Raw genomic sequence first — 21,851 nt, forward strand, 5'->3', positions numbered from 1 at the left:
ATGGTCGGTCGAATGAGTAAAGTAGAAATTCATATATTAGGTGGTTTTTTAGGTAGCGGAAAATCAACATTGCTGCAAAATTTATTATTAGCAGAAAAGAAGAAAAATCGAAAAGTTGCAGTTTTGATGAATGAAATCGGTGAATACTCGGTAGATACAGATATTATTGGAAAAGAGAATGTGTTAAGGGAACTGCTGAAAGGATGTATTTGTTGTACGTTAAAAGAAGAGCTTGAAATTCAATTACATTCTTTATATCAACAAGAAAGACCAGATGTAATTTATATAGAAACAACAGGTGTCGCACATCCAATTGAAGTGTTAGATGCATGTGTATCACCAATTTTAGCTCCTTTCCTTGAAGTGAAATCTATAGTAGTCGTATTAGATGCAGTAAGATGGTTAAACCGAAGTATATTAAGTGCAAATGTACAACAGCTATTACATGAGCAAATGAAATATGGAAGTCATATTCTTATTAATAAATCAGATTTATTAACAGATTCGGATAAGAACAAAGTACTTGAAGACGTAAAGGCAATAAATAATCATGCGAAATTGTTTGAAACAAAGTATTGTAATATATCTTTAAAAGATATAGAAGAAGCTGAATTTGTGAGAGATGGAGAACATGAGACACTACATGTCAAACAGCATTTACATATACAAACGATGACGTATCAATTTACGAAATCGATTGATCAAGATAAATTATATGAATGGCTTTCGAATTTACCAGATAGTATTTATCGCGTAAAAGGATTTGTGAAATTCCATGGAGATAAATACCCTCACTTATTCCAATATTCATTTGGCGTACCAACCTTACTGGAACAAGACTTCGGTTTCCCGACAAATTTGGTAGTAATAGGGGAAGGATTAGATAAGAAGCAATTGGTTGAGGGGTTAGAGAAAGTCGAAGATAATTAATCGGTTTTTCTAATCATTTTTTAGGTAAGCTGCAAATAATTGACTTAATGAATTAAGTTAATTATTTGCAGCTTTTTGCGTGATGATTACTGTAATGAAACAGTAATTTCATTTGAACAACGGAATATATATTGATTGTATGTCCGTTTCCATTTAATAGGAAGGTGATTATAGATTTGTGCCGAATGTAGAGGTTACTACAAGAGTTTTCCATTACCAATTTTAAAGTCATGATTACGGACAGGGGAATTTGGCGTGTTTGATTCTATCAGAAAGTAAAGTATGGGGAGGATCACAATGTCGATAAAAAAACGTAAATGGCTAAGAACGGTGGTTACTGGTTGTGTTTTAGGGTCATTATTAGTAACAGTAGCTTGTTCGGGAAAGAAGACAAGTACAGAAGATGAAAAAACGATTAAGGTAGGGGTTCTTGCTTCGTTAACAGGTCCATTGGAATCGTATGGAAAACAAACAGTGAACGGGTTTGAATTAGGGTTAGATTATGCAACTGGTGGAACTGGGAAAGTGGAAGGGAAGAAGATTAAGTTTGTTGTAGAAGATACGGAAACGAAAGCCGATGTAGCGGTTAAGAAAGCTACGAAATTATTAGAAGAAGAGAAGGTTGATTTTTTAGTCGGATCATCTAGTTCAAGTGATACATTAGCAGTTTTACCACTAGCTGAAGAATATGAAAAAATTATGGTTGTAGAACCGGCAGTTGCTGATAGTATTACCGGGAAGAACTGGAATAAATATATTTTTAGAACAGGAAGAAACTCTTCGCAAGATGCGATTGCTGGGGCTGCCTCAATTGCTAAAAAAGATGTAAAGATTGCGACGTTTGCTCCAGATAATGCTTTCGGTCGTGAAGGGATTGCAGCATTTAAAGCGGGAGCAAAGAAATTAGGTGCGAATATTGTAAACGAGCAATACGCGGATACGAATTCAACTGATTTCACTGCAAATATTCAAAATATTATTAGCTCAAAACCAGATTATTTATTTATCGTTTGGGCAGGTGCGAATTCACCTTGGAAACAGTTAAAAGATATGAATGTGGAAGCGCAGGGTATTAAAATTTCTACCGGTGCACCAGATATACCGGCATTAAAAACGATGGATGCGTTAGTAGGAATGCAAGGTTTTTCTGTTTATTATCACACACTTCCGAAAAATAAGGTGAATGATTGGTTAGTTGAAGAACATAAAAAACGATTTAATGGTGCGGTGCCAGATTTATTTACAGCAGGAGGAATGTCAGCGGCAATTTCAATTGTAGAAGCTTTAAAGAAAACAAAAGGTGATACAGATGTAGATACATTGATTAAGAAAATGGAAGGAATGGAATTTGATACACCGAAAGGAAAGATGAAATTTAGAGAGAAGGATCATCAAGCGATGCAGACACTTTATTCTATCACATTGAAAAAGCAAGATGGTGTTGATTATCCGGTGCCAGTATTAGAGCGAGAATTAACGATGAAAGAGACAGAACCCCAAGTTCAAAATAAATAGATTGAATTTTCTGTTGTTTTTGTATAAAGAGGGAGTACACCCTCTTTATACGTATTTCTTTCATACTTAAAGCTTTAAAGGGAGGGATTTCGTGACACATTTGCTAGAAACGAAAAATCTTTGCGTATCTTTTGGCGAGCATCATGTTATTAAGGATGTGAATTTAACAGTACAAAAAGGAAAGCTCATTTCAATTATTGGACCAAATGGTGCAGGAAAGACAACGCTATTCAATTTACTAAGTGGACAAATTTCTCCAACAAAGGGTGAAGTATATTTTAAAGGACAAGAGATTACAAATTTATCAATTTCGGATCGTACTCGATTAGGAATTGGTCGTTCTTTTCAACTTACAAATATATTCCCAGAGTTAACGGTACTTGAAAATGTTCGTTTAAGTGTTCAATCATTTGTGCAAGATTACTATAGTATTTTTCCGAGTTCGGCAAAATTTAAGCAACAAGTTGGAGAGGCGAGACGTTTCTTAAAAACAGTATTACTTCACGAGAAAGAACATGTATTAGCGAAAGATCTAGCGCATGGGGAAAAACGAAAGTTAGAGCTTGCGATGTTATTAGCTTTAAAAACGGATGTGTTACTACTTGATGAGCCGACAGCAGGTATTTCTGTTGAGGAAGTTCCGGCTATATTACAAGTAATCGAAAATATTAAAAAGAATCCAGAGAGCACAATCGTACTTATCGAACACAAAATGGATATGGTGCTAGATTTATCAGATCATCTTATCGTTTTATTTCATGGGGAGTTATTGGCTGAAGGATTGCCAGAAGAAATGATGAAAGACGAGCGAGTACAAAGTGCTTATTTAGGGGGATTATATAGTGGCACTACTACAAGTGAATAATATAGAGACGTATTTAGATCAGTTTCATATTTTACAAGGGGTATCTCTTACTGTTGAGAAAGGAACGATTACTGTACTGTTTGGAAGAAATGGGGCAGGGAAGACTACGACATTACGTTCGGTTATGGGATTTCACCATATCGCACATGGTGAAATTTATTATGATAGTACACAAGTAAATGGATTATCTACACATTTAATTTCAAGGAAAGGAATAGGGTATGTACCAGAAAATCAAGGTATTTTTCACGACCTGACAGTAGAAGAAACATTCGCTCTTGCTAGTGGGAAGGGAGAAGAAGCGGAAGAAAAAATAGACTGGATGCTTGAATTATTTCCAGATTTAAAGCAATTTTGGCACAAAAAAAGCGGACTCTTAAGCGGAGGGCAAAAGCAAATGCTAGCAATTTCAAGAGCATTTATTAATAGTGATGGTTTATTACTTATTGATGAGCCGAGTAAAGGCTTGTCGCCCATTATGATAGAAAAATTAATGATAGCCATTTTGAAAATGAAAGAGAAAACAACAGTTTTACTCGTTGAACAAAACTTTATGATGGCTAGTCAAATTGGTGATTACTTTTATATTATGGATAACGGAAGAATTGTTCATAACGGTTTTATGCATGAATTAAAAGAGGATAAGGAAATGTGTCACAAATATTTAGGAATCTCTTAACATGAATCCGGGGTGAGAAGGATGGATGTGTTAATCAATTTATTTGTAAATGGCGTTTCGACAGGGATGCTTATTTTTTTATTAGCGTCCGGTCTATCACTTATTTTCGGTTTAATGAGCGTACTAAATTTTGCGCATGGAGGTTTATTTGCATGGGGAGCATTTACAGGCGTTTGGTTATTTAATATGACAGATAGTTATTTATTAGCGCTAATTGGGGCAGTCGCTATGGGTATGTTCCTCGGTTTCATTTTAGAAAGATTTCTTATTAGACCAGTGTATGGAAACCATGTGCGGCAGCTTCTCGTGACACTCGGAGGAATGCTCGTTCTTAGCGAGTGCATCAAAATATTTTGGGGTCCTAATCCAATTGCTGCAAAATTACCGTTATGGCTTCAAGGCAGTTTTACATTTGGAGGAGTTATCTTAATAAAATATCGCCTATTCGTTATTTTAGTTGGGATACTAATTTACATCGCTTTACTATTGCTGCTGAAAAAAACAAAGATAGGACTTATGATTCGCGCTGGTGTAATGGATAAAGAGATGGTTCAAGCTCTCGGAATTAACGTAAAAGCGATATTCTCGTTTGTTTTTTTATTAGGAGCAGGGATGGCGGCGTTAGGTGGTTTTCTACTAGCACCATATTCAGGAGTTATTTTTGCTGAGATGGGTATGCAGTACGCAATTTTAGCTTTTATAGTAGTTATTATTGGCGGATTAGGTAGCGTACAAGGTTCAGCGCTAGCATCTTTAATTGTCGGATTAGCCGGTGCTTTTACAGCGTATTTTTTGCCAGATTTATCTCTTGCAATTAATATGTTAATGTTACTATTTTTCTTAATAGTGAAGCCAACGGGACTTGTTGGTGAAAAGGGGTGAAATGGTGAACAGCACATCGAATCGAATTAAAGTATACTTCGGAGTATTTATGCTCATTTGTTTAAGTGTATTTCCATTCGTAAATGATTCACGGAGCTTGTTAATTTTGTTCACTCAAATCTTCATCTTTGCTATTTTCGCTATGAGTTTTGATGTTCTCCTTGGATATACAGGTATTGTTTCATTCGGTCATTGTATGTTCTTTGGTATAGGGGCGTATGGGGTAGCACTTTTATTTGATCGACAAGGGGTGTCTATCACAAACTTTTTTATAGGAATAGCAGCCGCAATTATTGTATCAGCCATCGTTAGTTATATAATCGGTTTGCTTTCTTTACGGCTGAAAAGTCATTTTTATGCAATGTTAACGCTCGCTATTTCCCAGCTGTTTTTTGTACTTGCTGAAAAATGGCGTTCACTGACTCATGGAGGAGATGGATTTACATTTCGTGTACCAGATATATTCCGTGATCGTTTTACATTTTATTATATAACATTTATATGTCTAATCAGTATTTTCATTTTGTTACGTCTTTTCACAAAATCTTCAATTGGGAAAGTGTTAAAGGCGATTTCACAAAATGAACAACGAGTTGAGGCACTTGGCTATAAAGTTCTTCATTATAAAATTATTGCTAGTGTTGTTGCAGGAGTAGTTGCAGCGATTAGCGGTGGTTTATTTGTTATCACTTTACGCTTTGTTAATACAACTGTATTTTCAATTGAAATGACATTAAATGCATTATTGATGACAATGATTGGGGGAGTTGGAACTTTAATCGGAGCAATCGCTGGAGCTGGGATTATTGAATCATTGAAATATTATTTATCCGAATTAGCGACGGAATATCCGATTTTTGAACGATGGACGATCATTCTTGGTTTATTATACATTATCGTGCTACTAGTTTTTCCGAAAGGGTTAGTTGGAACAGTTAAGAAGTTGAAGAATTTTAAAAGGGATAAGAAGGAGAAGAGCACAGGGGTGGAACAGAACGTGTAAAATAAGTCTTCAAGATGAAAAGGGATGTCCTAGTAGTTAAACATATTAACTAGGTAACATCCCTTTTTATTTTATTAGGCCGTACGATAGTATATGAAGTTATATTAGCGATTCGAAAAGGGATATCTATTTACCCGTAAAATACGACAAGTGTAGCCTCTTTATTAATTAAATAGTTCACCTGGAATCACTTTATCTAAGTCTCGAGTTGTAAAGAAGTTAATAGGTAGTTTTTCAACCGCGACATTTTCAACTGGAACTAATTTATCATTTCTAATCGGTAAAAAAGCTATCCCATTTCCCTCAACAATAAACTCTTCAATAAGCGAATAAGAATCTAACTGTTGAAGTTGATGCTGAGATAGATTGTTTTCTTTTAGAAATTGTATTGTCATATTTCTAAAAGGGCACTTTTTATCGTTACTAACAAAGAAAAGTTCTTTTGAAAAGTCAATGTTACACTGTTCTTTCGCTTTTAATAAGCCTACAGAAATTGAAGTGGTGAATACTTTTTTAAACGCTGCGTCGGGATAATCCTCATAACTTATGACCATATCAACTTTTTGTTGCTGTAGTAGTTTTTGTAAATGGCTACTACTTTCTATATATATTTGATAATTCCTGAAATTTTCTTTAATACGCATACTTAAATAATTAGTCAAAATAGATTGTGACGTCGCTATTACATAAGAAGAAGCACTTGTTTTAATTTCATCTTTCGCTTCTTCTAAAAGAGCTAATATTTTATTCGTGTAGTCTAATAAAATGTCACCAGAAGGTAACAGGGAGACACCTTTGTTATCTCTATGTAGTAAAGGTGTTTCTAATTCTTGTTCTAATTTTTTGATTCGCTCAGTTACATTTGGTTGTACATAGCCTAGCTCTTTAGCAGCTTTACTAATAGATCCTTCGTTAGCTACAGTTTTAAATATAATAAGATCATTTATTTCCATTCATTTCAGCCCCTTATACGGTATCATTATAAATGATATCAAACATAATTTATACCTATTTTACGTCAGCCGATCATCGGTTTATCATTATGTATATAAGATCGAAAGTGAGTGATAAACATGATTGGTATGCAATATAAGGTCATTTTACCAAAGGATTATGACATGGAGATTATTAAAAAAAGGGTAAAGGATAATGGGTTTAAAACTGATGGTTTTCAAGAACTAAATTTTAAGGCTTATTTAATTACTGAGACAGGTAAGGATGGGAATTTCTATAACTGTTATGCACCTTTATATATGTGGAATGGTCATGAAGGGATGAACAAATTTATATTCGAAGGGTATTACGATAATATTTTGCAATCGTTTGGGTGGCAACCAATAAATATAGGTGTTCCATTAGTTGTTAATTTAAGTAATGATTTTAGAAAAAGTAGATATGCTGTTGAATATGCAGGGAGTATTTCTCAAAGTAAATCGCTGATTGGGACGCAATTAAATAAAGTAAATGAAAATGTGCAAAACATAGAAAAATGTTTAGGAAATGTAATAGTTTATAATCCGGATAAGTGGGGATATAGTCAATTCAGTTTTTATAAGGAAAATCCTGAAATAGATGTAATGGACGATGTTACTATTTATGAGATTTTACATATTTCATGAGGATATGTTATTGAATGCTAAATTAAGAAAAAGGAATGAAAATGTATGCCTTTTGTGAACGTTTATTATCATGAAGATATAGTAAATAAAGAGGAGTTGAAAAAGATAGGTGAATGTATCCATCTTTCATTAATTGAACATTTTAACATCCCTGAAAATGATTATTTTCAAATATTTTTACCTTATCAAGGAAATCAATTTTTGTATAATCCATATTATTTGTTGGAAAGAGGAGAAATGAGAACTGAGAATATGATTCATGTTTCTATTACATGTGGACCTGGAAGAACAGTACAACAGAAAAAAGGTTTGTATCAATCTATATCCTTTGAAGTTTCGGAATGTTCCAACGTGAAAGTTACTGACATTTTTATTACATTACATGAGACAGCTGCTGAAAACTGGTCATTTGGTCAAGGGATGGCACAATTGGTAAAAATGAAGGGAGCAAAATGATGAATGAACCAATTGAATTTTATATTCCAAAGAAAATGAGAGAAATAGCACCTGTATTTTCTCATTATAGTGAAGATATATTATTTGAGGAAGTGTGGCGGGATGCCGCTTTAACATTAAGAGAAAGAAGCTTATGTACATTGTCGGCGCTAATCAGTCTTAGTAATACAGAACAATTATCATTTCATCTGAAGCTAGCTAAACAAAATGGGATAATGGAGAATGAATTAGTTGCATTAATAACACATATGGCTTTTTACGTTGGTTGGCCAAAAGCTGTGGCAGCTTTAAATATAGCAATGAATGAAATGGAAAGTTAAGAATAATGATTTTGGGAGGTATTTTTAACATATTTCTACTTGCATTACTATCACTTGAGTGGTAAAGTGATAGTAAGATCAACGCTAGGAAGTGATGAAACATGCGTGAAAATACGATAGGATCGTTAATATGGCTACGTTTAATACGATTTACGAACCAAAGTAATCAAATGTCAAATGAGTTTTTAAAACGTTTTGATTTAACAACAGCCCAATTTGATGTGCTTTTGCAAATACGGACTTATCAGCCATTAACACAAATGGAGTTAGCAGAAAAGGTTACCGTTACACAAGGCGGTATTTCTCGAATGTTAACACGTCTTGAAAAAGAAGGATATATTATACGAAAACAAGATTGGAAAACGAAAACAATTAGTCTTACAGAGCAAGGGGAAGCGGCTTTAGAAAGAGCATTGCCAGAGCAACTTGCATTTCAATCATCATTTTTTGATGATGTATTAAATGAAGAAGAGCAGAAAATACTATACGAGTTGATGTCAAAAGTTCATAAGCATAGTGAAAAAAAGAATTACCGAATGAGTAATTTTTTTTACTTAATCAATTGACTAATCAAGTGATAAAGAGGAGGAAGTTTTATGTATACAATTCCAGGACATCAACACATTTCTATGGTGACTAAAAATGCGAAAACGAATAATAATTTTTATCGAGATGTTTTAGGATTACGCCGGGTGAAAAAGACAGTCAATCAAGATAATCCATTTATGTATCATTTGTTTTATGGTGATTTAACAGGGAGTGCCGGAACTGAATTATCATTTTTTGAAATGCCGAATGTAGGTAGAACAATCCGTGGTACAAATGCAATAACACAAATAAGCTTGCTCGTACCTTCAATAGAAAGTCTTACATTTTGGAAGAGACGTTTTGAGTCACTCCAGGTGGCGCATGGGGAAATTACAACTTACGCCGGAAGAGACGCACTGCACTTTGAAGATCCAGATGGTCTACGGTTAGTGCTGTTAAATAATAAAGATGAAGAGGTGCCTGAATATTGGACTGCATGGGATGAATCTTCTGTAGAGCAGAATCATCGTATTTTAGGCATGGGAACAGTTGAAATGACAGTGCGCAGTTTAAATAAATTATCAAAAACATTAACAGGTTTGTTTAGTTATAAAGAAGTATCTCGTTCAGACGATGAGGGGATTTATCAATCTATTGATGGTCAATCTTTTGGAGAAATTTTGGTGAAACAGCAAGATGGAGAGAGTGAAAGACCAGGAAAAGGAAGTATTCATCATTTAGCTATTCGTGTGAAAAATGATGAAGAACTGAGTTATTGGAATGAAGCGGTGAAAGATAAAGGGTTCCAATCAAAAGGGATTATCGATCGCTTTTATTTTAAAAGTTTATATTTCCGTGAGTCAAATGGCATTTTATTTGAGATTGCGACGGATGGCCCAGGATTTACAGTAGATTCAACAGTTGAAGAATTAGGAAAAGAGCTGGATTTACCACCATTTTTAGAAGAGAGAAGAAAAGAGATTGAAGAGAAATTAATACCGCTTTATTAAAAGGGAGAGAGCAACTATGGAAAAATACCGTATTGATACAAGTAAGGGAATTGAATTTGGATTATATTCAATTGGAGATCATATTTTAAATCCGCATGATGGCTCGAAAATAAGTGCAGAAAAAAGAATTCATGAACTAATTGAAACAGCTAAGTTAGCAGATGAAGCTGGAATTGATGTGTTTGCTGTCGGTGAAAGTCATCAAGCGCATTTTACAACGCAAGCTCATACAGTTATTTTAGGAGCTATTGCACAAGCTACGAAAAACATTAAAATCGCGAGTTCCGCAACAGTATTAAGCACGTCAGATCCGGTTCGTGTATATGAGGATTTTGCCACAATTGATTTAATTTCTAGTGGTCGTGCTGAAATCGTTGCTGGTCGTGGATCTCGTATTGGGGGATATAGTTTACTTGGTTACGATGTAAATTATTATGAAGAACTATTTGAAGAGAAGATGGATCTTTTATTAAAAATAAATAAAGAAGAAAGTGTAACATGGAAAGGGCAGTTTAGAACGCCACTTGAACATGCGGCAATTATACCGAGAGCTAAAAATAACAATATGCCAATTTGGCGTGCTGTTGGAGGGCCACCTGCTAGTGCAATTAAGGCAGGACGCGCAGGTGTACCAATGATGCTTACGACACTTGGTGGCCCAGCTGTTAATTTTAAAGTTTCGGTTGATGCATATCGTGAAGCAGCTGAGCAAAGTGGTTTTGACCCAGCAACATTACCAATTGCAACAACAAGTTTATTTTATACAGCAGAAAATTCACAAGATGCACTTAGTGAATATTATCCTCATATTAATGCTGGTATGCTTGCGCTACGCGGTGGTGGGTATCCAAAACAACAATTTACTAACGCAGTAGATCACCGTGATGCGTTAATGATTGGTAGCCCGCAACAAATTATTGAAAAAATGCTTTATCAATATGAATTATTTGGACAGCAACGTTTTATGGCACAGATTGATTTTGGCGGTGTACCATTTGATAAGATTGAGAAAAACATTGAATTAATTGCTACTGAAATTATGCCGGCTGTTAGAAAATATACAACGAAATAATGAAAAAAGTACCGGGAGTATAATCTATTCTCGGTACTTTTTTATTTAGTCAGTTTGAAAAATGACAAAAAAACGAATTTTATGTCTAGAGAAAGGGGAGTTTTTTTCTATTTGTGAATAACAATATTGTTGATTTGAATTTTGGAAATACATTTTTCTCTTGACAAAAATCTAACGTGTTTTTAGGTTTGGTTCGAGGACATTTTTCAAAGGGAAAGTCAAGCGTATGAAGAGAAAAACATAATAATAATTGATATAAGAGTGTGTTGTATGTTTGAAAAGTACGTTTTTAAAATGTGAAAAATCTAATTCAAAAAAATTACAAAAGACATATTTCAGACAAAATCCTGTCAATAATACGTCAAAAATCACCTGAATTTATTATGTAAGTATATTATACAATTCGATTAACGAATAAAACACTACTGAAATAGTGAAAAGGTAAATCGTATGAAGAAAGTTCTTTTGTAATTATCTAAAAAACTGACAATCTATATTTTCAGAAAGTACATAAACGAATTTATCTTTTTGTATTTCCAAATGATTGAATTGTTCGTTATGAAGTGAATTCATACAATTCAATCGATATTACGATATAAAAAATATGAAGGAAGTGACTTTAGCATGGAAACGCTCGAATTGGCACGAATACAATTTGCATCAACAACGATTTTTCATTACTTTTTCGTTCCGCTGTCTATAGGTTTAGCTTTTATCATTGCGTTAATGCAAACGTTGTATGTGGTAAAGGGACAAGAAATTTATAAGAAGATGACAAAGTTTTGGACACAAATATTCCTTGTTAACTTCGCGGTAGGTGTTGTAACAGGTATTTTACAAGAATTTCAGTTTGGTATGAACTGGTCAACGTATTCACGTTTTGTTGGTGATGTTTTCGGACCATCACTTGCAATTGAAGGTTTATTAGCATTTTTCATTGAGTCTACATTCCTAGGTTTATGGGTATTCGGTGAGGATAAACTTCCGAAGCGAGTTCACCTTTTATGTATTTGGCTCCTCTCAATAGGAACAATGTTATCAGCATTTTGGATTTTAACTGCAAGTGCATTTATGCATGCCCCAGTAGGATATGAAATGGCAGCAGATGGACGTGCGCAAATGAATGATTTTTGGGCGATTATTCAAAATCCACAATTATGGGTACAATTCCCGCATACAATTACAGCGGCAATTGCAACTGGTGCATTCTTTATTGCAGGTGTAAGTGCATGGAAAATATCAAAAGGTCAAGAAACTGCGGTGTTTAAAAAATCGTTCCGAGTTTCTATCGTTGTTGGAACAATTACAACAGCATTAGTATTATTTTTCGGTCATGCACAAGCACAAAATTTAATTAAGTCACATCCGATGAAAATGGCAGCAGCTGAAGCATTATGGAATACGAGTGAGGATCCAGCGCCATTTACAGTATTTGCAAAAATTGATACAGAGAAGAAAGAAAATTCGTTTGAAATTCAAATCCCTTATATGCTAAGTCTATTGTCATACGATAAATTTAGCGGTCAAGTTGAAGGGATGAACCAAATTCAAAAACAATATGAAGAAAAATATGGACCTGGAGATTATATTCCGCCAGTACATACTATGTTCTGGAGTTTTAGAGCGATGGTAATGAGTGGAACATTCATGCTTCTTTTAGGAATGTACGGCTGGTTCTTATCAAGAAAAGATCGCTTAACTGAAAACCCTTGGTATTTAAAAATAATGGTATATGCAATTGCACTACCGTTTATCGGTAATACAGTAGGTTGGATTATGACTGAAATGGGACGTCAGCCTTGGGTTGTCTTCGGTGTTATGAAAACAGAAGATGCTGTATCTCCAAACGTTTCATTTGGAGAAGTATTATTCTCTCTTGTTTCATTCACATCACTATATTTAATTGTTGGAGGAATTACTGTTTACTTATTCGTTCGTATCATTAAAGGACATGCGAATAAGAAAACGAAAAAGGATTATCAAAGCCATGATCCATTTGATAAGGAGGAAGAGTATGTTATCTCTTAATGAGTTGTGGTTTCTAATTATCTCAACCTTATTCGTTGGCTTCTTTGTACTTGAAGGTTTCGATTTTGGTGTAGGAATCGTTTCAAGGTTTTTAGGGAAAAACGATTTGGAAAAACGTATATATTTAAATACAATTGGGCCGTTTTGGCACGCAAATGAAGTATGGCTTGTTTGTGCTGGTGGCGCTATGTTTGCGGCATTCCCGCACTGGTATGCAACTTTATTTAGTGGGTTTTATATTCCATTTGTGTTTATGCTTCTTGCATTAATTATAAGAGGTGTTTCCTTTAAATTCCGTGCGAAAATAGAAAATCATAAATGGAAGAGTTTCTGGGATTGGGGCATGTTTATTGGAAGTTTGCTACCTCCTATACTTTGGGGAGTTGCAATCGCAAACTTTATGACAGGTGTACCAATTGATGGAAGTAAAAATATGGTAGGCGGATTTATGAAATTACTTCACCCATTTGCGTTACTTGGGGGAGTTATGTTTCTTCTTCTATGTATTGTTCATGGTTTGCAATTCCTTACTATACGTACAACAGGAAAATTACGAGAACGCGCACGTATTGCCGCGACAAAGATTGCACCTTTTGCATTAATAACACTTCTTGTTTTTGCAGCTGTAGGGTTATGGAAAACAGATATTTTCACCGCACATGGTTCAGAGTGGCTAATGGTTCCAATTGGAGCTTTTGTAGCGCTATTTGTTTCTACTTTATTAAATAAAAGAAGAAGAGATGGTTGGGCTTTCTTTATGACGAGTTTAACAATCATTTTGTTAAGTGCAAGTGTGTTCATCGGTATGTTCCCGCGTGTCATGATTAGCTCATTAGGAGCGGTAAATGATTTGACAATTTATAATGCGGCATCAGGACCTTATGCATTAAAATTGATGAGCTATTTTTCTCTTGCTATTTTACCGTTTGTTATCGGTAGTCAAATATGGAGTTTCTATGTATTTAGACAACCTGTTAAGTCAGACAAAGATTTGGAGTACTAATGAAAAGAAAAAGAGGACTTCCGTCGTATCCTGGTAGCCGAGTTTTATATGTAACTTTAAGTCTTATTAGCATTTTAGAGGCGTGTAGTATCATTGCGCAGACAGTATTTTTAGCACGAGCAATCACATTTTTATTTCATGGAGAAACAGTGCAAGCTGTGCTAAATGAAACTGTTTATTTTGGGATCACGTTTGCAGCACGCCAAATGTTAGTGCGAACATCGCAAATATTGGTTGAGCGTTTCGCTGAAAAAACAGGATTTGCATTACGTAAACAGTTAATAGAAGCATATTTTACGTTAGGGCCGAGATTTGTCCAAACGAATGGGACTGGTCATCTGGTTACTTTATCGATAGAAGGTATTGAGAAATTTAAAACATATATTGAATTGACAATTCCTAAAATGATTAGAAGTAGTATCGTTCCAGGGCTAATTGTTCTATATGTTTTTACACTGGACATTAAGTCTGGAATCATTTTAGTTGTAACGATTCCAATTGTGATCATATTTATGATCCTTCTAGGATTAGCAGCGCAGAAAATGGCGGATGGCCAATATGAGACATATCGTGTACTTTCTAATCATTTTGTAGATACGTTAAAAGGATTAGAAACATTAAAGTATTTAGGGAAAAGTAAACAGCACGAAGGAAAGATTGAAAAAGTAAGTAAACGATATAGAAAAGCAACGATGCGTACTTTGCGAGTTGCTTTTCTTTCTTCTTTTGCATTAGATTTCTTTACGAGTTTATCAATTGCATTTGTAGCAGTTGGATTAGGGATACGGTTAATAGATGGGACAATTATACTGTTGCCAGCTCTTACGATTTTAATTTTAGCGCCGGAATATTTTCTGCCGATTAAGCAAGTTGGAGCGAATTATCATGCTACATTAGATGGACAACTTGCAATGGAGCAAATAGAAGAAATTTTACAGAAACAAAAAGAAATAGAAAAGAAAGATTCAAATGTAGATATAGTATGGAATTCTTCTAGTAGTTTGAAATTACAAGATGTAAAAGTAAATAATGATGAATCTGAAAAGGCTATATTAGAGGGAATTGATTTTACTTGGCAAGGTAACGGTGCTATAGGCATTATTGGTGAAAGTGGGGCAGGGAAATCAACGTTAATCGATGTGTTAGCAGGATTTCTACCGCCTTCGGGTGGGAAGATGTTAGTAAATGGTGTGGAAATTGGTGAATCTACTCGAGAAGATTGGCAAAAAAATATTGCTTATATTCCGCAGCAACCTTATATTTTTCCGCTTTCATTAAAAGATAATATTTGTTTCTATGAAACGAATACAATTGATGAAGAAGTTGAGAGAGTTATTAATGAAGTTGGTCTTCGTTCGCTCGTTGCATCATTACCACATGGGATGTACGAAAGAATTGGAGAAGGTGGACGTATGCTTAGTGGCGGACAAGAACAACGTGTCGCTATGGCACGTGCACTTTTAAGTAAAAAGCCAATCATTTTATTAGATGAACCTACAGCACATCTTGATATTGAAACTGAATTTGAAATAAAGCAATCGATGTTACGTCTGTTTGAAGGTAAGTTAGTATTTCTTGCAACGCATCGTCTGCATTGGATGAAGCAAATGGATCATATTCTTATTTTAAATAAAGGGGAAATTAAAGAAAGTGGAACATATGAAGAACTTTTAAAGAATGAGACATTACATTTTCATAGGGAAGAGAGGGGAGAGCGATGAGTAATTGGATTAAACCTTATATACAGCAAAATAAAGGTAGAATGACGTTGACTATTTTCCTCGGGCTTCTTGGAGTTAGTTCAGGTGCGATGCTACTTTTCATTTCAGGTTATTTAATTTCTAAATCTGCTCTCAGACCAGAAAATGTAATGGCTGTATATGTTCCTATAGTTGCAACGCGTGCGTTTAGTATAGGGCAAGCTGTCTTTCATTATTTAGAGCGTTTAGTAGGGCATGACGTCGTTCTACGAATTTTAGAAAAAATGAGAACAAAACTATATAGAATTGTAGAACCACAGGCGTTATTTTTACGCTCTCGATTTCAAACTGGTGATGTACTAGGTGTATTGTCTGATGATATAGAACATTTACAGAATCTATATTTACGTACAATATTCCCTAGTATATTAGCGTTAGTTGTATATAGCATTTTCGTAATTGTTATAGGTGCATTTGACTTAGTATTTGCACTTATCGCAGCTTGTATGTTAGCTGTTATTGTTTTTCTTCTCCCATTCGTATCACTACTTTTGATGAAACGACATCATGTTGCTTTGAAGCGAGGAAGAAATCGTTTGTATCAACAATTGACAGATGCTGTATTTGGGTTATCTGATTGGCAGGCGAGTGGTAGAAAAGATGAATTTATTAATGAGTATGTAGCGCAAAATGTCCAGTTGTTAAAGACAGAAAAGAGAGTGAAACGCTGGTACCATATTCGAGACAGTATCATTCATTTAATAGTCGGCATTGTAGTTATTTCAATGATTATGTGGACTGGAAATCAAGTGGCAAGTGAACAGATTGCACCTACAGTTATCGCAGCTTTCGTATTAATGACATTATCTGTGACAAATGCGCTTATCCCTATATCAGATGCTATTGATCGAATTCCATCTTATGTAGAATCTGCTCATAGGCTTAAAAGCGTAGAAAGTGATATCATTTTGCAAGATGGAAATAAGTTACCTGGAGATAAAGATTACGTTGCACAAAAACATATAGATATTGAACTGAGTAATGTGTCGTATAATTATCCGGATAGTAATGAACCTGTATTAAAAGATGTATCATTGCAAATAAAGGCAGGAAAGAAAATTGCTATTTTAGGTAGAAGTGGAACAGGGAAATCTACTTTACTAAAATTGTTAACTGGTGCACTACGTCCGGTGAATGGCCAAGTTATATTGAATGGTGAACAAGCTCGTACGGATTTTTTGTCAAAATATATTTCTGTATTAAACCAAAAACCACATTTATTCGATACGACAATTGGAAATAATGTGCGGATCGGTAAACCAGAGGCTAATGATGAAGAGATATGGAAAGCTTTAGAGAAAGCACAGCTAGCACCACACATTGCTTCTCTTCCTGATGGATTACAAACAAAAATGCATGAAATGGGAAAGAGGTTTTCTGGCGGAGAAAGGCAAAGGGTAGCATTTGCAAGAACTCTTATGCAAGAAACACCGATTATTGTACTTGATGAACCGACTATCGGTTTAGACCCTAAAACGGAATTAGCCTTAATAGAAACAATGTTTTCTGCAACAGAAGAAAAGACTGTTATTTGGATTACACATCATCTTGTAGGAATTGAACATGTAGATGAAGTTATTTTCCTTGATAGCGGCCAAATCGCTATGCAAGGTAGTCACGAACAGCTACTGAAAGAAAATGAGAAATATCGTAGGTTATATGAGCTTGATAAAGGTATATAGGAATGAAATGCAAAAAACCACAAATTCTTGGTAGTTCAAGGTTCGTGTTTTTTTGTATTTGTGGTGAAATCATATAAGCCGTATAAGCTATTTGATCATGAAATGGTTATATATTGTTAGAAAGGGTGTTTAAAATCTATCCTTTCAAGGCAATACTTGAGCCATAGTGAATGGATTGTTGGAAGGCGTGATTATATGTTTGAAGAGGATGGCATTGTTTTAATTTTGGAGCCTGCTGATGAGCGGAATCTGAGGAAATTTATTTTTACAGTACCGAAGTCAGTTTATGAAAAAAAAGAAATTTTATTACATTACGGAACACCTTTAGGCCAAGGATATACAGACATTATAGAAGATATTATTAGTGTACATATAGACATAGATATTATAACAGTAATAGGGCATGTGAGAGGATAAAGAGAAACTTTAATTAGTGAGAGTTATACGTACCTGGAAAACAGACGTACTGAAAAATAAGTATGTCTGTTTTTATATTTAAATGAAGATAGTTTCGAGGTACATGTTGAACAGGATAATAATGATTTTTCTAGAATGTATAAGAGGAAGATTAAAAAATAAGATATGATGTGATAAAGTGTATAAGAAGAAAATAAAGTGTTTATAAATGAATAAAAGTATGGAAATTATTTAGGAGGTAAAAATGAAGTTTACAAAAACAATGTTACTTTCAATTGTAGTTTCAATTGGTTTGATGGGATGTTCGCTAGTAGAGGAAGGGAAGAACTCCATAGATTACGCTCAAAAAGCGACAGACTATGTAAATGAAATAAGTGCATTTGCAAATGAAGCGCCAGCATTAGCAGAAAAGGCCGTTAATGATGGGGAAGCCCGGAAAGAACTAGAAACGAAACTTACTGAAATTAAACAAGATATACCAGCTTTTAATGAATTAACACCACCAGATGTAGCGAAGGATCTTCACCAGCAAATCGTCGGGTATAATGAAAAGTTAAATACATTAATTGATACATCTATGACAAAGATAGAGGAAGGGAAAATGAATGTAGAGCAGTTTAAAAACTCTGAGCTTATGCAGACGATAGAACAAGTTGGTGCTTTGAAAGATAAGGTTCAAAATTTAGGGCAATAACAAAAAGATCCGTTTATCATAAACGGATCTTTTTGTTATTGTATACAATAGATAATTACACCAATGACAATAATAATGTTGCCAATGATTTTTCGTTTCGTGATTTTCTCCCCTAGGAAGTACCAACTGAAAATTAAAATGATGATATAACTTAATGATTCTAATGCAGATGCTTGCTTTAATTCCATGCCCTTTAAGGCGATCACATTTAATCCGGCATTAATTACAAATAAAAAGTAGCCGATGATAACATAAGGATTCACATATTCTTTTATTCTAGAATCGTATTGTTGTAAAGTAGCCTTTTTTAATAATATTTGTGAGTAATTGGCTAAAATTATCCCAAATATCAATAATAACATATAACTATTCATCTTTTGTCACCACCACAATTCCGACGATAATAATAGCTGCGCCAAGTATGTGATTCCACTGTATCGTATCTCCAAACAGGAATACTGACCAAAGCATTGACCATAGTATGATAATCCCACGGTGTGAATATGCTCTAGAAATTTCAAAGTTCTTAATGACTTGTTGCCATAGAATTGCATATCCGAATAAAAGTACAACAAGTCCGAAGTAAGCAATAAAAAATGAAATTGATGCAATAGGGAATTGAGATGCCCATTTCATGTAAACCATAATGATAGAATATATCAAGAAGGCCACATGTAAAAATACATAGTTTTTAATAGTTGGTTTCATATATTCACTCTCTTTTACATATAAATACATACATTTGAAATGACTGTATGTAATCAATAGTTTCTTATTACATAATGTACATTGAAATTGTTTTTTCAGTACATATCATAGATTGTTGCTTATCATTTCACATTCCAAAATATATAGTAACATGTCTTCTATTGTAAAACAACAGAAGACATTAGGCACTATTTGTTATGAGTGATATCCACTTCCTTCTATTAAAAATGTAATTGTATTTTTAAGCATTACAAGATAGTGGAATAAGTGTCGTTAGTCTCTCCATCGCTCTATAATTTGTATCGTTTTATTTGTTGCATCCATCTCTACTTGAATACCTATTGGCAAAGTAATCATTGGATGAGTATGACAACAGTCAAAATCGGCTAGAAAAGGAAGTTTTTGATTTTGTAATACTTCTAATAATATTTCGTAAGGTTTTCTATTTGTACCACAATCATCAAATTGCTCATGTTTTCCAAGGATGATACCTGAAACTTTATCAAAAACGCCGTTAATTTTAAGTAATGAAAAACTTCTTTCGATAGTAGCTGCATCTTTTGAGCTATCTTCAATAAAGAGAATGTCACCATCTTGAATAAGTGGCATATAGGGGCTACCCCAAATACCTTGTATAGTATTTAAATTCCCACCAATAATACGTCCAGTAGCTTTCCCACCAATTACTGAAATCCAATTGTTCGGTCGGAGATCTTTTTCTTTCGTTTTTTCTTCCCAATTAATAAATTCATCTGACCAAAATAACGGCTGGTTTATGTTGTAAGGAAGGTGTTGATCAGTTAATAAAGTATCCGCAAAATATTTGTACGTGCAATCTACGAAAGGCTCAAATTCACCAAAAGAAGGAACAAGTGCTGGACCATAAAATGTAGGAATTCCTGTTTTTGCATAAATTCCTAGTAATAATGCTGTTGTGTCTGAATAGCCAATCATTATTTTAGGATTCTTTTGAAAAGCCTCATAATCAATATAAGGTAATAATGAATTTGAATTCAGTCCCCCAATTGTCGACATGATACAAGAGACGTTAGGGTTTCTAATCAAGTCATTTAATTCCTCAGCACGCTCTTTAATGCTCCCGGAACGATAATAATCATATTGACCTGTTAGTGAACCTTCTAATATATGAAATCCTTTCTGTTTTAAGTATAATTTTGCGCGCTCAAATCTCTTTGGAGAAGTATAGGTTACTGGTGAAGAGGGAGAGTAGATGCCAATGGTATCGCCATATTTTAATGCTTTTGGAAGTATCATTTGTATAAATCCTTTCTATTATATAGTGTTTTTGTGTTTAAATGTAATTGAATATTCTTATATTTTGTTGTTTTTAGTGTAACACATATGAAAAAGAGAACGAGGTTGAAATTATAATTGTTATAGATGAATAAATATGCTTTTTACCTTGACGATATAAAGTAATTGTTGTTATGGTTAAACATGAGTGTATAAAAGGTTTGTTAAAGGAGTTTTAGAATGAAGCGGTTAAAATGGGGAAGATTAACAATCCTGTTAGTAGTAATTCTGGGTATATGTTGGTTCTTTTTCCAAGGAGTTCAAAAGAGTGAAACAAATGTAGATACTCAGCCTTTACAAGTGGCAGAGCTACCTAAAACAGGGCTATCTGAAAAAGTAGTTCCACCAAAATATATACCACCAGAAATTGATGCAAAAGCAGCTATTATTATCGATGCGAGTAATGGAGAAGTTATTTATCAAAATAATGAAAATGAAGCTGTTGCCCCTGCTAGTATGTCAAAAATGATGACAGCATATCTCGTTTTAGAGAGTATACATAATGGGAAAGTCCACTGGGAAGATCCAGTGAAAATAAGTGCAAAGTCGGCACAAACAGAGGGTGCAAAAATCCCGATGCAAGCAAATGATACATTAACTGTTAAGGACTTATATCATGCGTTAATGATTGAATCGGCTAATAATTCGGCTGTCGCTTTAGCAGAACATGTAGCTAAGACAGAAAAAAACTTTGCTCAACTTATGAATGAAAAAGCAAAGCAGTTAGAAATGTCAGATAAAGCTAAATTCGCGAATGCTTCCGGATTGCAGGAGCCCGACGGAAGTGAAACGAAAATGACAGCAGCTGACGTATCGAAATTAGCGTATCATCTTATAAAAGACTATCCAGAGATATTAGAAGTGACTCACTTACGTCAAAGTCAGTTAGCATTTAATAATGTTAATGTTACAAGCACAAATGAGATGTTAAACAAAAATAATAAAGCTTTATATATAGAAGGAATAGACGGATTAAAAACAGGATTTACAGATAGCGCAGGGTATTGTTTTACAGGTACTGCAAAACAAGGTGATAATCGCATTATTACAGTTGTTATGGGGACAAAAAGTAAAACAAAACGTTTTACAGAAACAAATAAATTAATGTCCTATGCATTTCAATTGCTTAATTAGGTGAAGAAAGAAGTAATTTAGATTGTTATAAAAATAAGACAGACAGTTTATTGAACCTTGATTTTGGTGACAATAAACTGTTTTTTTATTTTTTGACGTATAGGAAGTGAAAACTCAAGTGATATCATTTGAGTTTGTTTTTGTTTGTTGATATTATTAAGTTAAGAACTTATTAATAATAAGTTCGAGAGGCATTATATGCTTCGTACATATGATACTGCCTCAAATGAAA

Annotated in this window: 23 protein-coding genes; 19 read left to right on the plus strand and 4 right to left on the minus strand. The window is 34.2% G+C overall.

Translation table 11 applies throughout. The features are described 5' to 3' along the window. Positions 1 to 12 precede the first annotated feature (12 nt). From JFT95_RS07675 to JFT95_RS07700, 6 genes are all read left to right on the plus strand, one after another. Complete coding sequence (locus JFT95_RS07675) at positions 13 to 930, plus strand: CobW family GTP-binding protein (protein ID WP_201051858.1); 918 nt, start codon at positions 13 to 15, stop codon at positions 928 to 930. Positions 931 to 1,227: 297 nt separating this feature from the next. Beyond that, positions 1,228 to 2,445: a substrate-binding domain-containing protein gene (locus tag JFT95_RS07680; RefSeq protein WP_201051859.1), complete on the plus strand. Its 1,218-nt coding sequence runs from the start codon at positions 1,228 to 1,230 to the stop codon at positions 2,443 to 2,445. 91 nt (positions 2,446 to 2,536) lie between these two features. Then, positions 2,537 to 3,310: an ABC transporter ATP-binding protein gene (locus JFT95_RS07685; RefSeq protein ID WP_201051861.1), complete on the plus strand. Its 774-nt coding sequence runs from the start codon at positions 2,537 to 2,539 to the stop codon at positions 3,308 to 3,310. Then, entirely contained in the window at positions 3,288 to 3,989 is a 702-nt protein-coding gene (locus tag JFT95_RS07690; protein WP_002086200.1) for a branched-chain amino acid ABC transporter ATP-binding protein, read from the plus strand. The genes JFT95_RS07685 and JFT95_RS07690 overlap by 23 nt, the downstream gene beginning before the upstream one ends. A gap of 21 nt (positions 3,990 to 4,010) precedes the next feature. Continuing rightward, the gene (locus JFT95_RS07695; protein WP_002141340.1) at positions 4,011 to 4,871 is read left to right on the plus strand and encodes a branched-chain amino acid ABC transporter permease; all 861 of its coding nucleotides are present in this window, start codon (positions 4,011 to 4,013) and stop codon (positions 4,869 to 4,871) included. Positions 4,872 to 4,920: 49 nt separating this feature from the next. Further along, positions 4,921 to 5,874 (plus strand): branched-chain amino acid ABC transporter permease, encoded by a 954-nt coding sequence (locus JFT95_RS07700; RefSeq protein WP_078178804.1) that lies wholly within the window; start codon positions 4,921 to 4,923, stop codon positions 5,872 to 5,874. Between the two features lie 164 nt (positions 5,875 to 6,038). Here the strand turns inward: JFT95_RS07700 and JFT95_RS07705 are convergent, their stop codons facing one another. After that, positions 6,039 to 6,827 carry a LysR family transcriptional regulator gene (locus JFT95_RS07705; RefSeq protein ID WP_201051863.1) on the minus strand — a complete coding sequence of 263 codons (789 nt, stop codon included), beginning with the start codon at positions 6,825 to 6,827 and terminating at the stop codon, positions 6,039 to 6,041. A 120-nt stretch (positions 6,828 to 6,947) separates the two neighbouring features. On the opposite strand from JFT95_RS07705, the gene JFT95_RS07710 reads away from it, so the two are divergent. The 12 genes from JFT95_RS07710 to JFT95_RS07765 all read left to right on the plus strand — a co-directional run bounded on the left by JFT95_RS07710 (position 6,948) and on the right by JFT95_RS07765 (position 18,463). Then, positions 6,948 to 7,493, plus strand: coding sequence for a DUF4865 family protein (locus JFT95_RS07710; protein ID WP_201051865.1), 546 nt, complete (start codon positions 6,948 to 6,950; stop codon positions 7,491 to 7,493). Between the two features lie 45 nt (positions 7,494 to 7,538). Continuing rightward, complete coding sequence (locus tag JFT95_RS07715; protein ID WP_201051867.1) at positions 7,539 to 7,949, plus strand: tautomerase family protein; 411 nt, start codon at positions 7,539 to 7,541, stop codon at positions 7,947 to 7,949. Further along, entirely contained in the window at positions 7,946 to 8,269 is a 324-nt protein-coding gene (locus tag JFT95_RS07720) for a carboxymuconolactone decarboxylase family protein (RefSeq protein WP_242487600.1), read from the plus strand. Before JFT95_RS07715 ends, JFT95_RS07720 begins: the two co-directional genes overlap by 4 nt. Before the next feature lie 101 nt (positions 8,270 to 8,370). After that, positions 8,371 to 8,835 (plus strand): MarR family winged helix-turn-helix transcriptional regulator, encoded by a 465-nt coding sequence (locus JFT95_RS07725; protein WP_151304642.1) that lies wholly within the window; start codon positions 8,371 to 8,373, stop codon positions 8,833 to 8,835. A 30-nt stretch (positions 8,836 to 8,865) separates the two neighbouring features. Further along, on the plus strand, positions 8,866 to 9,807 hold the full coding sequence (locus JFT95_RS07730; RefSeq protein WP_201051871.1) for a ring-cleaving dioxygenase: 942 nt from the start codon (positions 8,866 to 8,868) through the stop codon (positions 9,805 to 9,807). 16 nt (positions 9,808 to 9,823) lie between these two features. Next, a complete protein-coding gene (locus tag JFT95_RS07735; protein ID WP_098635389.1) occupies positions 9,824 to 10,879 on the plus strand; it encodes an LLM class flavin-dependent oxidoreductase in 1,056 nt (351 codons plus the stop codon). Positions 10,880 to 11,503: 624 nt separating this feature from the next. Continuing rightward, positions 11,504 to 12,907 (plus strand): cytochrome ubiquinol oxidase subunit I, encoded by a 1,404-nt coding sequence (cydA, locus tag JFT95_RS07740; protein ID WP_002031333.1) that lies wholly within the window; start codon positions 11,504 to 11,506, stop codon positions 12,905 to 12,907. Continuing rightward, a complete protein-coding gene (cydB, locus tag JFT95_RS07745) occupies positions 12,894 to 13,910 on the plus strand; it encodes a cytochrome d ubiquinol oxidase subunit II (RefSeq protein WP_002141342.1) in 1,017 nt (338 codons plus the stop codon). The genes cydA and cydB overlap by 14 nt, the downstream gene beginning before the upstream one ends. After that, a complete protein-coding gene (cydD, locus tag JFT95_RS07750) occupies positions 13,910 to 15,631 on the plus strand; it encodes a thiol reductant ABC exporter subunit CydD (protein ID WP_201051873.1) in 1,722 nt (573 codons plus the stop codon). The genes cydB and cydD overlap by 1 nt, the downstream gene beginning before the upstream one ends. After that, positions 15,628 to 17,352, plus strand: a complete 1,725-nt coding sequence (gene cydC, locus JFT95_RS07755; RefSeq protein WP_201051875.1) for a thiol reductant ABC exporter subunit CydC — start codon at positions 15,628 to 15,630, stop codon at positions 17,350 to 17,352. The genes cydD and cydC overlap by 4 nt, the downstream gene beginning before the upstream one ends. 195 nt (positions 17,353 to 17,547) lie before the next feature. Then, complete coding sequence (locus JFT95_RS07760; protein ID WP_063217781.1) at positions 17,548 to 17,769, plus strand: hypothetical protein; 222 nt, start codon at positions 17,548 to 17,550, stop codon at positions 17,767 to 17,769. A 244-nt stretch (positions 17,770 to 18,013) separates the two neighbouring features. Continuing rightward, complete coding sequence (locus JFT95_RS07765; RefSeq protein ID WP_201051877.1) at positions 18,014 to 18,463, plus strand: DUF6376 family protein; 450 nt, start codon at positions 18,014 to 18,016, stop codon at positions 18,461 to 18,463. 35 nt (positions 18,464 to 18,498) lie between these two features. Here the strand turns inward: JFT95_RS07765 and JFT95_RS07770 are convergent, their stop codons facing one another. The 3 genes from JFT95_RS07770 to JFT95_RS07780 all read right to left on the minus strand — a co-directional run bounded on the left by JFT95_RS07770 (position 18,499) and on the right by JFT95_RS07780 (position 20,446). Continuing rightward, positions 18,499 to 18,837 carry an EamA family transporter gene (locus JFT95_RS07770; RefSeq protein WP_201051879.1) on the minus strand — a complete coding sequence of 113 codons (339 nt, stop codon included), beginning with the start codon at positions 18,835 to 18,837 and terminating at the stop codon, positions 18,499 to 18,501. Beyond that, the gene (locus JFT95_RS07775) at positions 18,830 to 19,171 is read right to left on the minus strand and encodes an EamA family transporter (RefSeq protein ID WP_002086172.1); all 342 of its coding nucleotides are present in this window, start codon (positions 19,169 to 19,171) and stop codon (positions 18,830 to 18,832) included. Before JFT95_RS07775 ends, JFT95_RS07770 begins: the two co-directional genes overlap by 8 nt. A 273-nt stretch (positions 19,172 to 19,444) precedes the next feature. After that, positions 19,445 to 20,446 carry a S66 family peptidase gene (locus tag JFT95_RS07780; protein ID WP_201051880.1) on the minus strand — a complete coding sequence of 334 codons (1,002 nt, stop codon included), beginning with the start codon at positions 20,444 to 20,446 and terminating at the stop codon, positions 19,445 to 19,447. A gap of 219 nt (positions 20,447 to 20,665) precedes the next feature. On the opposite strand from JFT95_RS07780, the gene JFT95_RS07785 reads away from it, so the two are divergent. After that, a complete protein-coding gene (locus JFT95_RS07785) occupies positions 20,666 to 21,619 on the plus strand; it encodes a D-alanyl-D-alanine carboxypeptidase family protein (protein ID WP_061674168.1) in 954 nt (317 codons plus the stop codon). Positions 21,620 to 21,851: the final 232 nt, after the last annotated feature.

Origin of the sequence: Bacillus sp. TH17, assembly GCF_016651125.1 — a bacterium.
Lineage (GTDB): Bacteria > Bacillota > Bacilli > Bacillales > Bacillaceae_G > Bacillus_A > Bacillus_A mycoides.

Bases quoted from the DNA above. Each gene is read 5' to 3' on its own strand.
- JFT95_RS07675 (WP_201051858.1), top strand. From the start codon at position 13: ATGAGTAAAGTAGAAATTCATATATTAGGTGGTTTTTTAGGTAGCGGA.
- JFT95_RS07680 (WP_201051859.1), top strand. From the start codon at position 1,228: ATGTCGATAAAAAAACGTAAATGGCTAAGAACGGTGGTTACTGGTTGT.
- JFT95_RS07695 (WP_002141340.1), top strand. From the start codon at position 4,011: ATGGATGTGTTAATCAATTTATTTGTAAATGGCGTTTCGACAGGGATG.
- JFT95_RS07700 (WP_078178804.1), top strand. From the start codon at position 4,921: ATGCTCATTTGTTTAAGTGTATTTCCATTCGTAAATGATTCACGGAGC.
- JFT95_RS07705 (WP_201051863.1), bottom strand. From the start codon at position 6,827: ATGGAAATAAATGATCTTATTATATTTAAAACTGTAGCTAACGAAGGA.
- JFT95_RS07710 (WP_201051865.1), top strand. From the start codon at position 6,948: ATGATTGGTATGCAATATAAGGTCATTTTACCAAAGGATTATGACATG.
- JFT95_RS07715 (WP_201051867.1), top strand. From the start codon at position 7,539: ATGCCTTTTGTGAACGTTTATTATCATGAAGATATAGTAAATAAAGAG.
- JFT95_RS07720 (WP_242487600.1), top strand. From the start codon at position 7,946: ATGATGAATGAACCAATTGAATTTTATATTCCAAAGAAAATGAGAGAA.
- JFT95_RS07725 (WP_151304642.1), top strand. From the start codon at position 8,371: ATGCGTGAAAATACGATAGGATCGTTAATATGGCTACGTTTAATACGA.
- JFT95_RS07730 (WP_201051871.1), top strand. From the start codon at position 8,866: ATGTATACAATTCCAGGACATCAACACATTTCTATGGTGACTAAAAAT.
- JFT95_RS07735 (WP_098635389.1), top strand. From the start codon at position 9,824: ATGGAAAAATACCGTATTGATACAAGTAAGGGAATTGAATTTGGATTA.
- cydA (WP_002031333.1), top strand. From the start codon at position 11,504: ATGGAAACGCTCGAATTGGCACGAATACAATTTGCATCAACAACGATT.
- cydB (WP_002141342.1), top strand. From the start codon at position 12,894: ATGTTATCTCTTAATGAGTTGTGGTTTCTAATTATCTCAACCTTATTC.
- cydD (WP_201051873.1), top strand. From the start codon at position 13,910: ATGAAAAGAAAAAGAGGACTTCCGTCGTATCCTGGTAGCCGAGTTTTA.
- cydC (WP_201051875.1), top strand. From the start codon at position 15,628: ATGAGTAATTGGATTAAACCTTATATACAGCAAAATAAAGGTAGAATG.
- JFT95_RS07760 (WP_063217781.1), top strand. From the start codon at position 17,548: ATGTTTGAAGAGGATGGCATTGTTTTAATTTTGGAGCCTGCTGATGAG.
- JFT95_RS07765 (WP_201051877.1), top strand. From the start codon at position 18,014: ATGAAGTTTACAAAAACAATGTTACTTTCAATTGTAGTTTCAATTGGT.
- JFT95_RS07770 (WP_201051879.1), bottom strand. From the start codon at position 18,837: ATGAATAGTTATATGTTATTATTGATATTTGGGATAATTTTAGCCAAT.
- JFT95_RS07775 (WP_002086172.1), bottom strand. From the start codon at position 19,171: ATGAAACCAACTATTAAAAACTATGTATTTTTACATGTGGCCTTCTTG.
- JFT95_RS07780 (WP_201051880.1), bottom strand. From the start codon at position 20,446: ATGATACTTCCAAAAGCATTAAAATATGGCGATACCATTGGCATCTAC.
- JFT95_RS07785 (WP_061674168.1), top strand. From the start codon at position 20,666: ATGAAGCGGTTAAAATGGGGAAGATTAACAATCCTGTTAGTAGTAATT.